The following is a 13,865-nucleotide window of genomic DNA, read 5'->3' on the forward strand; positions in this document are numbered from 1 at the left end:
GCATGTATGTTTCTATGACACAAAAAGTTCAAAGATTTTATAATTTCTTTATGTTTTCCATCAAACGAAAATGCTATAATGTTATCTATGACATTTTCCACATGATTTCCGTTCGGCTCTTAGAATGCCTCACTCCAAGCATGTGGAAAATGGACGTAATATCTGCTGGAGCAGGCTGCTTAGAGACAAAAGGCACTATACTTCATGGGTGCATTTGAATGTTAAGAAAGGTGAGATGATGAGAGATAAGATTCAGAATTTTTTAAGAGGGCGTTACGGCACAGATTCTCTTTCAAAATTTTTGCTGATTTTGGCTTTGGCGGGGATGTTTCTTCCTATTTTTATAAAGAAGGCGTTTGTGTTTTATTATGCGGGACTTCTTTTGCTGATCTATTCCTATTTCAGGATTTTTTCCAGGAATATTGCGAAGAGATCGGCTGAAAATGCGGCATTCCTCAGGAAGACCAGCAAGATTACCGGGTTTTTCAGGAAGAAGAAGCTTCATTTTGAACAGCGGAAAACGCACAAGTTTTTCCGGTGTCCGGGCTGCGGTCAGGATATCAGAGTGCCGAAGGGTAAGGGGAATATCGTGATCACCTGTCCGAAATGCCGGAAAGAATTCCAGGCGAGATCGTAAAAGGAGGTTTGCATGTTTGGATATTTGATTGTCAATAAGCCTGAGATGAAGATCAAAGATTATGAACGGTACCGTGCCTATTACTGCGGACTGTGCCGGAGGCTCTATAAGCATTACGGAAAGAAAGGCCAGCTGACACTGAGCTTTGACATGACGTTTCTTACCATTTTATTAAACGGGCTTTATGAGCCGAAGCTTCATTCCGGCAAGCATTTCTGCGGACTCCATCCAGCAAAGAGGCAGAAGGTTATGTGCAATCAGCTGAGTGACTATGCGGCGGATATGGGAATTCTTCTTACTTATTATAATCTGCTGGATGACTGGCAGGACGAGAAGAAGCTTAAAAGTCTTCTGCTGGCGGATAGCCTCAGGAAATCATGTATGGAGATCACTCGGAGATATCCGAGACAGAGCCGGGCTGTCAGAGATTATATAAAGAAGCTTTCAGTCTGTGAGAAGGAAAACACGGATCAGCTGGATCGTGTGGCAGGCCTCACGGGAACGATGCTCGGAGAGATTTTTGTCTTCCGGGAGGATGAGTGGTCTGATGATCTGAGAACGATGGGATTCTTTCTTGGAAAGTTCATTTATCTGATGGATGCCTACGAAGATTTATCCGATGATCTGAAGAATGGACGGTACAATCCATGGAGTTTATATGCGGAGGGCAAAGAGTTTGATCAGAGAGCAGAGACGGTCCTGACCATGATGATGACGGAGTGTGCCGCTGTGTTTGAACGACTGCCGATCTTAAAGGATATTGAAATTCTCAGGAATATCATTTATTCTGGAGTATGGACGAAATTTGAGATCGCAAAGAACAGAAGAAAAGGCAGTGAGGAAGAATGAGATGGATGAAGCATATACAATCTTAGGCGTATCCCAGGATGCGACCGATGAGGAAATAAAAAAAGCATATCGGAGGCTGAGCAAGAAATATCATCCGGATGCCAACTTAAATCAGCCGGAATACGCAGAGCGGAAATTTAAAGAAGTCCAGGAGGCCTATAAAAAGATCATGGACTTCAGAAAGTACGGCGCGTCCGGCGGAAACCCATATGGAAATCCATATCAGGGAGGACAGTCCTCCTACGGGGGATACGGCAATGCCGGAACCGGTTCGGCAGAGATGACGGCCGCCTATAATTATCTGCGGGCAGGTCATTACCGGGAGGCTCTTCAGGTGCTCGGAAGTATATCCGAGAGAAATGCACAGTGGTTTTATTTCAGCGCTGTGGCAAACATGGGCATCGGCAACAACGTAACCGCGCTGGAACATGCGCAGACAGCTGTGCAGATGGACCCTTCCAACATGGAATACCAGATGCTTTTAAAGCAGATGCAGCAGAGCGGAAGCTGGTATCAGAACATGGGCTCCGGATATGGAAGAAGTACGATGGGAAGCAGCTGCTGCATGCAGCTTATTATGCTGAATTGTTTTATCAATTTCTGCTGCAGGCCTTGTTAACAACGGAACATAAACAGGAGGACTTATGGGTAAGATCATAGGGATTGATTTAGGGACGACCAACAGCTGTACTGCCGTGATGGAAGGCGGAAAAGCCGTTGTCATACATAATGCAGAAGGTTCAAGGACGACGCCGTCGGTCATGGCTTTGACCAAAAACGGAGAAAGACTGATCGGAGATGCGGCCAAAAGGCAGTCTGCGGCGAACCCGGAACGGACAGTGTCATCTATTAAACGGCATATGGGGACGGATTACAGGGTGAAGATCGACGGAAAGAAATATCTCCCACAGGAGATTTCCGCCCAGATCCTGATGAAGTTAAAGCAGGATGCCGAGAGCTATCTGGGAATGGAAGTGACGGAGGCAGTGATCACCGTGCCTGCATATTTTAATGACGCCCAGAGACAGGCTACCAAGGATGCGGGAAGGATCGCAGGTCTTGAGGTAAAGCGTATCATAAATGAACCTACCGCTGCGGCGCTGGCCTACGGCCTGGATAACGGGACGGAGCAAAAGATCATGGTCTATGACCTGGGAGGCGGTACTTTCGATGTGTCGGTCATTCAGATCGAAGACGGCGTGATCGAGGTGCTGGCAACTTCAGGAAACAATCACCTGGGAGGTGATGATTTTGATGAGGCAGTGGCAGCGTATCTGGTGGAAACTTTTAAGAAGACAGATGGAATTGATTTGAAAAAAGATGTCCAGGCAATGCAGCGGATCATGGAAGCCGCAGAGAAAGCTAAGATCGAACTTTCCAGCATGTCTGAGACAAATATCAACCTGCCGTTCATCGTCGTGGACCGGGGTGAGACACACCACATGGACATTCAGCTTACGAGGACAAAGTTTGATGAGCTGACTTACAGCCTTGTATCAAAAACCGAAGAACCGGTCAGAAACGCACTTAAGGATGCGGGACTGTCCGCAGGAGAAATCAACAGGGTGCTGATGGTGGGAGGATCTACAAGAATTCCGTCCGTACAGCGGAAGGTGGCAGAGATCACCGGAAAGCGCCCGGACCAGTCTTTAAATCCCGATGAGTGTGTCGCGCTGGGGGCTGCCATCCAGGGAGGGAAACTTGCAGGAGAGGCCGGAACCAATGAAGTGCTGCTCATGGACGTAACCCCGCTTTCCCTGTCTATAGAGACAATGGGAGGAATGGCTACAAGGATTATTGAGCGCAACTCGACAATTCCGACCCGTCACAGCCAGATCTTTACTACAGGCGCCAATTTCCAGACAGCCGTGGATATCAAGGTTCTCCAGGGAGAGCGGATGATGGCCAATGAAAACAAGGTCATCGGCAATTTCCGGCTCAAGGGGATCAAACGGGCCGTGAGAGGGGTGCCTCAGATTGAAGTGACTTTCGATATCGATGTCAATGGTATCCTGAAGGTATCGGCAAAAGACCTGGGGACCGGAAAGGAACAGAGCGTTGTGATCACCTCAAGTTCCAATATGTCGGAGGAAGAGATCGAACAGGCAATCCGGAATGCAAAAGAAAATGCAGCATTTGATGAGGAACACAGAGAAGCGGTTCAGTCCTATCATGAGGCGGAAGAGACACTTGTCAGGGCGGAACAGTATCTTGCAGAGCACAAGAAAGAGATCGAAAAAGAAAAGAAGAAAGCCATCAAAGATGCAGCGGCAGATTTAAAAAAAGCGCTCAAACGTGTGAAGCTTGAAAAGATTACGAGGGAACAGGCCGGTGAACTGAACAGAGCGAAAGAAGAACTGCTTTCAGTTTTGCCGTAAGATGAAAAAATCAGAATAAAGATTGGATATAGTAGGAACCATGTTCAGAAAAACAGGTTCCTACTATATTTTATTTGGAAAGCCAGGAGACAATTTTAAAAAAAATAATAGGAGGGGTTGACAATGAAATTTAAAAGTGATAACTTATGTTATAGATATTAGCACTCGTTTAAGATGAGTGCTAATAATGAAAGGAAAGATACCATGGATTTAAATGATCGTAAAAGACTAATACTAAAAGCGATTATAGCAAATTATCTGGAGACCGGGGAACCCGTTGGTTCCAGGACGATTTCCAAGATGGAGGGACTGAACTTAAGTTCCGCAACGATCCGCAATGAAATGGCGGACCTTGAGGATCTGGGATTCATTCTGCAGCCGCACACGTCGGCCGGGCGGATACCTTCGGATCTGGGATATCGTTTTTATGTGGACCAGCTTATGCAGGATCGGGAGTCGGACGAAGAAGAACGGCTGGAGCTTGTCAAGAAAGTTGACAAGATGGAAGTGATGCTGAAGCAGGTTGCCAATGTCCTGGCGTCCAGTACGAATTATGCGACGATGGTATCTGCCCCTCAGTACAAAAATACAAAGCTCAAGTTTGTGCAGCTTTCCCAGGTGGATGAGTACAGTCTGCTGGCGGTTATCGTGGCAGACGGCAATGTCGTAAAAAACCAGATCATCGACGTGGAAAAACCACTGGCAAATGACGAAGTCCTGAAACTGAACGTATTATTAAACTCCTTTCTCCAGGGGCTGACTCTGAAGGAAATCAACCTGGAGCTGATCCAGACGATGAAGGATCAGGCCGGAATCCACAGCCAGATACTGGAAAAGATTTTGGAGGAGATCGCAGTCGTTATCCACAATGCGGACCAGCTGGAGATTTATACGGGAGGTGCTTCCAATATCTTAAAGTATCCCGAGCTTGGCTCGCCGGAGACAGCTACCGAGCTTTTAGATGCTTTAGTGGAAAAGAAGGCACTGAACAAGCTGGTGGGCGACACATTGGAAAGTGATGACCACCACGGAATTCAGGTTTACATCGGAGATGAGGCGCCGGTGAAGAACATGAGGGACTGCAGCATTGTGACAGCCACTTATGAACTGGAGGAAGGCGGAACCGGAACAATCGGGATTATTGGTCCGAAACGGATGGATTACAAGAGGGTTGTGAAGACACTCCAGAATCTGACGGATGAGATCAACGATCTGTTCAAGAAAAAACCATAGGAGGGAAGGTGCATTATGGGAGAAGAGAAAAAAGTTCAGGAAGAAGAAATGAAAGAAAATACAGCCACAGAAGAAAAAGAGACCCAAAAAACAAAAGAGGCTAAGAAGGCAGACAAGAAGGCATCGAAAAAGCAGAAAGCGGATGATCTGATAAAGGAAAAAGACCAGCAGATCGGTGAGCTGACCGATAAGTATCAGCGTCTCATGGCAGAGTTTGAGAATGTCAGAAAGCGGACGGCCAAAGAGTTTGTCCAGAGATATGACATGGGAGCCATGGGAGTTTTAGAAAAGCTTCTGCCGGTAGTCGACAACTTTGAGAGGGGACTTCAGGCCGTGGCAGAGGAAGAAAAAGATTCTCCGTTTGTTCAGGGCATCGAACAGATTTATAAGCAGCTTATGGGAACTCTCGATGAACTGGGAGTAAAGGCCATGGATGCCGAGGGCAAAGAGTTCGACGCCAATCTCCACAATGCGGTGATGCACGTGGAAGACGAAGAAGCCGGAGAAAATGTAGTGGTCGAAGAGCTTCAAAAAGGATATATGTATAAAGAAAGCGTACTTCGGCACAGTATGGTAAAAGTAGCGAACTAAATGTAAGACACTTGAGGAAATCAAGCGAAAGCATTGGAAATATAGAAAGATTTATTTTAGGAGGAAATTTATCATGGGTAAAATTATTGGTATTGACTTAGGAACAACAAACAGCTGTGTAGCAGTTATGGAAGGCGGAAAGCCAACCGTTATCACAAATGCAGAAGGTGTGAGAACAACCCCGTCCGTTGTGGCATTCACGAAAACAGATGAGCGTATCGTCGGAGAACCTGCAAAACGTCAGGCTGTTACGAATGCAGAGAAGACAATTTCTTCTATCAAACGCCACATGGGAACTGATTATAAAGTAAAAATTGACGACAAGAATTATACACCGCAGGAAATTTCAGCAATGGTGCTTCAGAAATTGAAAGCAGATGCAGAAAACTATCTCGGAGAAAAAGTAACAGAGGCTGTCATCACAGTACCGGCTTACTTTAACGATGCTCAGAGACAGGCAACAAAAGATGCGGGTAAGATTGCAGGACTCGATGTAAAACGTATCATCAACGAGCCTACAGCAGCAGCTTTATCTTACGGACTGGACAATGAGAATGAACAGAAGATCATGGTTTATGATCTTGGAGGAGGTACCTTCGACGTATCCATCATCGAGATCGGAGACGGTGTCATCGAAGTTCTCTCAACAGCCGGTGACAATAAACTGGGCGGAGATGATTTCGACAATGTGATCACAAACTACATGTTAGACGAGTTCAAAAAACAGGAAGGCGTTGACTTATCCGGAGACAAGATGGCAATGCAGAGACTGAAAGAAGCTGCTGAGAAAGCGAAAAAAGAACTTTCTTCTGCGACAACAACCAACATCAACCTTCCGTTCATCACAGCGACAAATGAAGGACCAAAACATTTTGATATGAACCTTACAAGAGCAAAGTTTGATGAACTGACCTTATCTCTTGTAGAGAGAACAGCAACTCCTGTTAACACAGCGTTAAAAGACGCAGGAATTGCGGCATCAGAACTGAGCAAGGTTCTCCTTGTAGGAGGTTCCACAAGAATTCCTGCCGTACAGGATAAAGTAAAACAGCTCACAGGAAAAGAACCATTCAAGGGAATCAACCCGGACGAATGTGTTGCCATCGGTGCTTCCATCCAGGGCGGTAAATTAGCCGGAGACGCAGGAGCAGGCGATATCCTTCTTCTGGACGTAACACCATTGTCCTTATCTATCGAGACGATGGGAGGCGTGGCAACCAGACTGATCGAGAGAAATACAACGATTCCTACAAAGAAGAGCCAGATCTTCTCTACAGCGGAAGACAATCAGACAGCCGTAGATATCAATGTAGTACAGGGTGAGCGCCAGTTTGCAAAAGATAACAAATCACTGGGAAGATTCCGTCTGGACGGCATCGCACCTGCGAGAAGAGGCGTGCCTCAGATCGAAGTAACCTTTGATATCGATGCCAACGGTATCGTAAAAGTGTCTGCCAAAGACCTTGGAACAGGTGCAGAACAGCACATCACGATCACAGGCGGTTCCAACATGTCTGATGAAGATATCGATAAGGCAGTAAAAGAAGCGGCAGAATTTGAAAATCAGGATAAGAAGAGAAAAGAAGCGATCGATACAAGAAACGAAGCTGATTCTATGGTATTCCAGACAGAAAAAGCCCTGGAAGAAGCAGGAGACAAGGTAGACGCAACAGAGAAAGTGAAAGTGGAAGAAGACCTGAAAGCATTGAAAGACTTGTTAGAGCAGACAAAAGACGCTGAACTTACAGAAGCTCAGGTAGAAGACATTAAGAATAAAAAAGATCAGCTCATGAACAGTGCACAGGGATTATTCACGAAGATGTATGAAGCTGCCGCAGCCAATGCCCAGGGAGCTCAGGAGACTGCAGGAGATACTGCCGGAGCAGCAGGTGCAGCAGACGATGTCGTAGATGGAGATTACAAAGAAGTATAAGAGAAAAAGAAGGTAGACGATTATGGCAGATAAACGAGATTACTATGAAGTGCTGGGGGTATCCCGCAGTGCTTCAGAATCAGAAATAAAGAAAGCCTACCGTAAACTTGCGAAACAGTATCATCCAGATACGAACCCGGGAGACAAAGTGGCCGAGGCAAAGTTTAAAGAAGCTTCCGAGGCTTATGAAGTTTTAAGTGATCCTGAAAAGAAAGCGCAGTATGACCAGTTTGGTCATGCTGCCTTTGAACAGGGCGGACCCGGAGGATTCAACGGAGGAGGGTTTGGCGGTTTTGATTTCGGCGGAGATATGGGAGATATTTTCGGAGATATCTTCGGCGGTATGTTCGGCGGCGGAGGCAGAAGCCAGCGCGCGGCCAATACGCCGACCCAGGGTGCCCACGTGCGTGCAAGGATCCATGTGACCTTTGAGGAAGCGGTTTTTGGAACAACCAAAAAGCTGGAAATTTCTCTGAAAGAGGAGTGTGCTTCCTGTCACGGAAGCGGTGCCAAAGCCGGCACCCATCCGGAGACATGTCCGAAGTGCGGCGGTAAAGGCCAGGTAGTATATACCCAGCAGTCTATGTTCGGAACGGTGAGAAATGTCCAGACATGTCCGGACTGCCAGGGAACCGGTCAGGTGATCAAGGAAAAATGTCCGGACTGCCACGGAAGCGGCTATGTGAGCCAGAGAAAAACAATTGAGGTCACTGTGCCGGCCGGCATCAACAACGGACAGAGTATCAGAATCCGCGGAAAAGGAGAGCCCGGAACAAACGGAGGACCGAGGGGAGATCTCCTCGTGGTTGTTTCCGTGGACCGGCATCCGAAATTCCAGAGACAGGAATACGATATTATATCCACGGAGCCGATCTCCTTTACCCAGGCAGCACTTGGTGCGACGATCAAGATCAATACGGTAGACGGTCCTTATGACTATACGATCAAGGCAGGAACCCAGACAGACACCCGTGTGCGTCTGAAAGGCAAGGGTGTGCCAACCTTACGGAACAAGAATGTCCGGGGCGACCACTATGTGACCCTTGTTGTCCAGGTGCCGGAGCATCTGAACGAAGAGCAGAAGAATGCCCTTAAAAAGTTCCAGGAATCTATGGGCGAAGTGCCGAAGAAAGAAGAACATAAAGGATTTTTCGGGAAACATAAAAAATAAAGAGACAGGACTATGATGAAGAATATAACATCATAGTCCTGTTTTTTCTAAGGAGGAGGCCGATAAAACAGTTGAGAACATGATAAAGCTGTGTCCGAACGTACTTTTAATCTCATTATAAATATCTTGTGTTGTCTGTTGTGATATGCTCTCATCCGGGTAAACAAGTTGTTTTTCACTTGTCTGCCTGGAAGGGAGCATTTTATTGAAGTGGGATTGTCTGCCTAATTCTTATGACAGTGGGTGTTCATATTTTTACAAAAGACGTTCCAGACTATGTGCAATTCCATCTTCATTGTTGGTCAGAGTGATTTCATCGGCTGCCTCTTTCAGGGCGTCACAGGCATTTCCCATGGCAACGCCCCGGCCGGAAAATCTGATCATCTCCAGGTCGTTTTCTGCGTCCCCAAAGGCGATGACTTCTTCGGAAGAGATGTGGAGAAGTTCACATGTACGGCGCAGGCCCTCTGCTTTATTGAGACCCTTTGGCATGGCTTCGATGTAAAAAGGGGCGGTCCTTACGAAGACCAGATCATCTTCAAATGGTTTGCTGACTTCTGGGAGTATGTCCCAAAGTTCTTCTGGCCGTACGGACATTAAAATCTTTACCAGGTCAAAATCGAGACAGTTCGTTAATGATGGGACTTCCATACATTCCATTTGATTGTTCCAACATTCGTGCTGAACTTTATATCCATTTTTATCTGTCACATAAAAACGTTCTCCGTCGTCTATGATTGGGGTGACCGGATAACGTTTCAGATGTTTTAAAACTTCTATGGCCAGACCGCGGGGAAAAATTTGTTGGTGAAGAATCTCTTTATCTTCGGCCCGCAGAATTTTACCTCCATTATAGGCGATCAGGATTCCATGGTGTTTTTCCAGTTCCAGTGTTTTCATATCTTTATAGAGTCCCGGCACCGGGCGTGCGGAGCAGAGAGCTATGATAAGTCCCTGCTGCTGTGCTCTGAGAAGGGCATCCCGGGTTTTCGGGGTGATTGTTTTTTCATCGGTGTTTAAGGTACCATCTAAATCCAGGGCGATTAGTTTATATTTCATCTGATGCAGTGTCCTTTCTGTATAGAAAAAGTTATCAAATACACATGTTAATTATAGCATTAAGGAAGTATGTCTGCATATATGGATAATAAATTCTTATATTGTGATAACAAACTATAATTATTCATAATTATAGTACGGCAGTATAATGAGAGTAATGAAACATGAAAATTTTTAGGCAGAACACCGGAATAAGAAATGGAGGGACAAGAAGATGGAATATTCACTTGACATTGCCCAGGCTGACCGGGTCTTGGAGGCGCTGAGAAAAGACTACCGTGTCTATGCTCCGAAGCGTTTTCCGAAACAGGGGCGTTATTCTGACACGGATATCATACGCTATGATGAGGTGAAAAATTTTGAGGAGATTGTCTGGAAGGAAAAGTCCGACTATCCTGTGAAGGAGGTTGTCATGCCCATTCAGCAGACACTCTTTTATTACACGGAGGATGAGTATAAACCGAGCAGAAATCCGGCAAAACCTGTTTTGATCTTTGCCAGGCCGTGCGACATCAATGCACAGCATATACAGGATGAAATATATGCGGGCAACGGGGGATATACGGATTTTTACTATGAGCGGATGCGCAGCCTTGTAACATTTGCCATGATGGAATGTAATGGCGGGGACGACACCTGCTTCTGTGTTTCCATGGGGAGCAATGAGACAGAGGACTATGCCCTGGCAGTCCGGTTTCGGGAAGACGGAGCCGATGTCCGGGTCGAAGATGCTTCGTTCAATACATATTTTAACGATATGCCGAAAGGCAGCTACACACCTGCTTTTGTGAAGGAAAATGAGATGAAAGTAACTCTGCCGGATCTGTCTGACAAACAGGTGCGGATGGAATTAAAAAAGCATCCCATGTGGAGAGAGTTTGACAAGAGGTGTATCTCCTGCGGCAGCTGTACGGTAGCCTGTTCCACATGTACCTGCTTTTCCACAAGAGATCTGAGTTACGGAGATAACCCGGAGGCCGGAGAGCGGCGCAGAGTCACCGCGTCCTGCCAGATCGAAGGATTTGACCAGATGGCGGGACAGAGGGAATTCAGAAACAATGCAGGCGACAGGATGCGCTATAAGATTCTTCATAAATTTCATGATTATAAGGCCCGATTTGGAAAACGCCATATGTGTGTCGGGTGCGGCAGGTGCGCCCACCGCTGTCCGGAATTGATATCAATTTCAGCGACAGTCTCCAAAGTAAACGATGCGGTAAACGAGATCAAAGCCGAGATGGCACAGCAGGGGAGGTAAGAGTATGGAAAATTTTGTTCAGCCCAAGCCATGTACGATTCTGAATGTGAAGCGGGAAAGCGAACACGAGTGGACCTTCCGGGTTGCCTCCGAAGCCAAACCGGACCACGGACAGTTCATGCAGCTTTCTATTCCTAAAATAGGGGAGGCACCGATTTCAGTTTCCGCCCAGGGAGATGGCTGGCTGGAATTTACGATCCGCTCTGTGGGCAGGGTGACCAACTGTATCTTCAGCAAAGAGAAAGGGGATACCCTGTTCCTGCGGGGCCCATATGGAAAAGGATGGCCGTCTGAAGAATTCAGGGGAAAACATCTGGTGGTTATCACTGGAGGAACAGGTCTGGCTCCGGTCCGTTCTCTCCTTCATAAATGTGCCGGGGAAAAGGATTTTGTGAAAGATGTACATTTGATCTCTGGTTTTAAAGATGAAGCCGGGATCGTCTTTCACAGAGAACTGAAAGAGTGGAAAGAAAAATTTCATACGGTATATGCTCTTGATAATGATGAAAAAGAGGGGTGGAGGACCGGTATGGTCACTGCGTTCGTAAAAGAAATCCCATTTGGCAGTTTCGGGGATGATTATGCGGTTGTTGTCGTAGGGCCTCCTCCGATGATGAAATTTACAGGACTGGAACTGTTAAACTGCGGTGCGGACCCGGAAAAAATATGGATGAGTTTTGAGAGAAAGATGTCCTGTGCCATCGGAAAGTGCGGCCACTGCCGCATCGATGAAGTCTATGTCTGCCTGGACGGACCGGTTTTCCCTTACACAACGGCCAGAGATCTGGTGGATTAAGGAAGGAGTGTGCAGCAATGAATCATGATATCAATGTGGGCAAAGTACGGCTGAATTGTTTCCGCCAGTCCAAAGAACCGGGGGTGTTTATGCTCCAGATGAGAGTTCCCGGAGGAACAGTAGATGCAAAATATCTCTCTTATGTGGAACACATTTCCCGGACCTGGGGTGACGGCAACTTCCATTTCGGAACACGTCAGACCTTTGACATTCCAGGAATTAAATATGAAAATATTCCGGCAGTCAATGCCTATTTGGAACAGTATATCAAAGAGGTGGACGGAACTCTCTGCAACACCGATATGGATACGGTGGCCCATGAGCCGGAGCCGTGGGACCCCAAGGCGGGTTATCCGACCATCGGGGCCAGAAATATCACCGCCTGTATCGGAAATTACCACTGTGTCTGCGGCAATTCTAATACGTTTGAACTGGCAAGGAAGATCGAACCGATCATCTTCCCAAGTCATTACCATATCAAGATCAATATATCCGGCTGCCCCAATGACTGCAATAAAGCTCATATGTGTGATTTCGGCATCATTGGAACTGCAAGGATGACGTACCATCCGGAGCGGTGTATCGGCTGCGGAGCCTGTGTAAAGGCATGTGAACAGAGAGCCACACGGGTGTTAAGCAAAAATGAAGAGACACAGAAGATAGAAAAAGACGCATGCTGCTGTGTGGGGTGCGGAGAATGTGTGAGGGCCTGTCCGGCCAGCGCATGGACCAGACAGCCGGCGAAGTTTTACCGGGTGATCCTGGGAGGAAGAACAGGACGTCAGACTCCGAGAGCCGGAAAGATGTTTCTTAACTGGGCCGCGGAAGAAGTGATTTTAGGGGTCTTGGGCAACTGGCAGAAGTTTTCTGCATGGGTCATGGACTATAAGCCGGAGTACCTGCACGGAGGCCATCTGATCGACCGGGCCGGTTATAAGAAGTTTAAGGAAATCATGCTGGAAGGTGTGAAACTGAATCCGGAATGTCTGGTGGCCGAGGATATTTTTTGGAGCGAGACGGAATATCGGTCAAATTTCAATGTGAAGCCGGTTTCCATGCATCATACGGCAGGTCCCCAGGCAGAATAGCCGGGTGTTGTTTAACTTCTCATGTTCACATGTTATGATAAAACAAAAAGACTGAGGAGGGACTGCCATGAAGCTGAAACAAATTATATCAATTTTTATCATGTTATCTTGTGTTTTTCTTGTGGGAGGATGCGCCGGTAAGACAGAGGTGCCGGAAATGAGACAGGAAAAAGCGGCAGAGAAAACAGGGAAAGACACAATGATTTATGTGGTCAGGCACGGGAAGACTATGCTGAATGAAGCAAAGCGCGCCCAGGGATGGGCTGACGCTCCTTTGACTGATGAAGGAGTGAAGGTGACAAAAAAGCTGGCCCACGGGTTTAAAAAGAGGGGGATCGAGTTTGACTATGCTTATTCCAGTGATCTGGGCAGGACCCGGCAGACAACGGGTATTATTCTGAAGGGATTGGGTCAGTCTGAACTTCCCCTGAGAGAACAGCAAGGGCTCAGAGAGGTCTGCTTCGGAACCTATGAAGGTGAGAAATTTTCCAAAATGATGGAGGATGTCTCCAGAAATCTTGGGTATGAAAACCTGAAACAATTTAAGCAATCCGGAACTTATCATATCAGGAAAAGGATAGACGGCGTAAAAAGTCTGGATAAAACCGGATATGCGGAAAGTTTTAAGGCTGTTAAGGCACGGATGCAAAAGTCGCTCAGAAGCATTGCAGAGGATACAGAGAAAAAGGGTGGGGGAAACGTCCTGGTTGTCTCTCATGGAATGGCGATTATAACGATGCTTTCTGACATGACAGAGCAAAAAGTACCCGGACATCTTGAAAATTCCAGTGTCACTAAAATTATATATAAGGACGGGAAATTTCATGTTCAAAGTATTGGGGATACAGCCTATTTGGAACAGTAAATTCAGA

The 13,865-nt window shown here is 46.7% G+C and carries 13 protein-coding genes; 12 read left to right on the forward strand and 1 reads right to left on the reverse strand.

What is annotated here, in order from left to right; all coding sequences use genetic code 11:
• Positions 1 to 235: 235 nt before the first annotated feature.
• From ANCC_RS07465 to dnaJ, 8 genes are all read left to right on the forward strand, one after another.
• Complete coding sequence (locus tag ANCC_RS07465; protein ID WP_317134614.1) at positions 236 to 637, forward strand: hypothetical protein; 402 nt, start codon at positions 236 to 238, stop codon at positions 635 to 637.
• A 12-nt stretch (positions 638 to 649) separates the two neighbouring features.
• Complete coding sequence (locus ANCC_RS07470; RefSeq protein ID WP_006567288.1) at positions 650 to 1,486, forward strand: DUF5685 family protein; 837 nt, start codon at positions 650 to 652, stop codon at positions 1,484 to 1,486.
• A gap of 1 nt (position 1,487) precedes the next feature.
• Complete coding sequence (locus tag ANCC_RS17805; protein WP_267904094.1) at positions 1,488 to 2,105, forward strand: J domain-containing protein; 618 nt, start codon at positions 1,488 to 1,490, stop codon at positions 2,103 to 2,105.
• Positions 2,106 to 2,130: 25 nt separating this feature from the next.
• On the forward strand, positions 2,131 to 3,864 hold the full coding sequence (gene dnaK, locus ANCC_RS07480) for a molecular chaperone DnaK (protein WP_006567286.1): 1,734 nt from the start codon (positions 2,131 to 2,133) through the stop codon (positions 3,862 to 3,864).
• A gap of 204 nt (positions 3,865 to 4,068) precedes the next feature.
• Positions 4,069 to 5,097, forward strand: coding sequence for a heat-inducible transcriptional repressor HrcA (gene hrcA / locus ANCC_RS07485; RefSeq protein ID WP_039946640.1), 1,029 nt, complete (start codon positions 4,069 to 4,071; stop codon positions 5,095 to 5,097).
• A gap of 15 nt (positions 5,098 to 5,112) precedes the next feature.
• The gene (gene grpE, locus ANCC_RS07490; protein WP_006567284.1) at positions 5,113 to 5,688 is read left to right on the forward strand and encodes a nucleotide exchange factor GrpE; all 576 of its coding nucleotides are present in this window, start codon (positions 5,113 to 5,115) and stop codon (positions 5,686 to 5,688) included.
• A gap of 73 nt (positions 5,689 to 5,761) precedes the next feature.
• Positions 5,762 to 7,621 (forward strand): molecular chaperone DnaK, encoded by a 1,860-nt coding sequence (dnaK, locus tag ANCC_RS07495; RefSeq protein WP_006567283.1) that lies wholly within the window; start codon positions 5,762 to 5,764, stop codon positions 7,619 to 7,621.
• A gap of 22 nt (positions 7,622 to 7,643) precedes the next feature.
• Entirely contained in the window at positions 7,644 to 8,792 is a 1,149-nt protein-coding gene (gene dnaJ / locus ANCC_RS07500) for a molecular chaperone DnaJ (protein WP_006567282.1), read from the forward strand.
• A 255-nt stretch (positions 8,793 to 9,047) separates the two neighbouring features.
• On the opposite strand, the gene ANCC_RS07505 is transcribed toward dnaJ, so the two are convergent.
• Positions 9,048 to 9,851, reverse strand: coding sequence for a Cof-type HAD-IIB family hydrolase (locus tag ANCC_RS07505; protein ID WP_006567280.1), 804 nt, complete (start codon positions 9,849 to 9,851; stop codon positions 9,048 to 9,050).
• A 214-nt stretch (positions 9,852 to 10,065) separates the two neighbouring features.
• Here ANCC_RS07505 and asrA point away from each other — a divergent pair, with 214 nt between their 5' ends.
• From asrA to ANCC_RS07525, 4 genes are all read left to right on the forward strand, one after another.
• Positions 10,066 to 11,109 (forward strand): anaerobic sulfite reductase subunit AsrA, encoded by a 1,044-nt coding sequence (asrA, locus tag ANCC_RS07510; protein ID WP_006567279.1) that lies wholly within the window; start codon positions 10,066 to 10,068, stop codon positions 11,107 to 11,109.
• A 4-nt stretch (positions 11,110 to 11,113) separates the two neighbouring features.
• The gene (gene asrB / locus ANCC_RS07515) at positions 11,114 to 11,905 is read left to right on the forward strand and encodes an anaerobic sulfite reductase subunit AsrB (protein ID WP_006567278.1); all 792 of its coding nucleotides are present in this window, start codon (positions 11,114 to 11,116) and stop codon (positions 11,903 to 11,905) included.
• A gap of 17 nt (positions 11,906 to 11,922) precedes the next feature.
• Positions 11,923 to 12,993: a sulfite reductase subunit C gene (gene asrC / locus ANCC_RS07520; RefSeq protein WP_006567277.1), complete on the forward strand. Its 1,071-nt coding sequence runs from the start codon at positions 11,923 to 11,925 to the stop codon at positions 12,991 to 12,993.
• A 67-nt stretch (positions 12,994 to 13,060) separates the two neighbouring features.
• Entirely contained in the window at positions 13,061 to 13,858 is a 798-nt protein-coding gene (locus tag ANCC_RS07525; protein WP_006567276.1) for a histidine phosphatase family protein, read from the forward strand.
• Positions 13,859 to 13,865: the final 7 nt, after the last annotated feature.

The sequence above is a fragment of the Anaerostipes caccae L1-92 genome, from assembly GCF_014467075.1.
In the GTDB taxonomy this organism is placed as follows: Bacteria; Bacillota; Clostridia; order Lachnospirales; family Lachnospiraceae; genus Anaerostipes; species Anaerostipes caccae.

What these genes read in the sequence shown, in the direction of transcription:
- ANCC_RS07465 (WP_317134614.1), top strand. Translation starts at nt 236, where the DNA reads ATGATGAGAGATAAGATTCAGAATTTTTTAAGAGGGCGTTACGGCACA.
- ANCC_RS07470 (WP_006567288.1), top strand. Translation starts at nt 650, where the DNA reads ATGTTTGGATATTTGATTGTCAATAAGCCTGAGATGAAGATCAAAGAT.
- ANCC_RS17805 (WP_267904094.1), top strand. Translation starts at nt 1,488, where the DNA reads ATGGATGAAGCATATACAATCTTAGGCGTATCCCAGGATGCGACCGAT.
- dnaK (WP_006567286.1), top strand. Translation starts at nt 2,131, where the DNA reads ATGGGTAAGATCATAGGGATTGATTTAGGGACGACCAACAGCTGTACT.
- hrcA (WP_039946640.1), top strand. Translation starts at nt 4,069, where the DNA reads ATGGATTTAAATGATCGTAAAAGACTAATACTAAAAGCGATTATAGCA.
- grpE (WP_006567284.1), top strand. Translation starts at nt 5,113, where the DNA reads ATGGGAGAAGAGAAAAAAGTTCAGGAAGAAGAAATGAAAGAAAATACA.
- dnaK (WP_006567283.1), top strand. Translation starts at nt 5,762, where the DNA reads ATGGGTAAAATTATTGGTATTGACTTAGGAACAACAAACAGCTGTGTA.
- dnaJ (WP_006567282.1), top strand. Translation starts at nt 7,644, where the DNA reads ATGGCAGATAAACGAGATTACTATGAAGTGCTGGGGGTATCCCGCAGT.
- ANCC_RS07505 (WP_006567280.1), bottom strand. Translation starts at nt 9,851, where the DNA reads ATGAAATATAAACTAATCGCCCTGGATTTAGATGGTACCTTAAACACC.
- asrA (WP_006567279.1), top strand. Translation starts at nt 10,066, where the DNA reads ATGGAATATTCACTTGACATTGCCCAGGCTGACCGGGTCTTGGAGGCG.
- asrB (WP_006567278.1), top strand. Translation starts at nt 11,114, where the DNA reads ATGGAAAATTTTGTTCAGCCCAAGCCATGTACGATTCTGAATGTGAAG.
- asrC (WP_006567277.1), top strand. Translation starts at nt 11,923, where the DNA reads ATGAATCATGATATCAATGTGGGCAAAGTACGGCTGAATTGTTTCCGC.
- ANCC_RS07525 (WP_006567276.1), top strand. Translation starts at nt 13,061, where the DNA reads ATGAAGCTGAAACAAATTATATCAATTTTTATCATGTTATCTTGTGTT.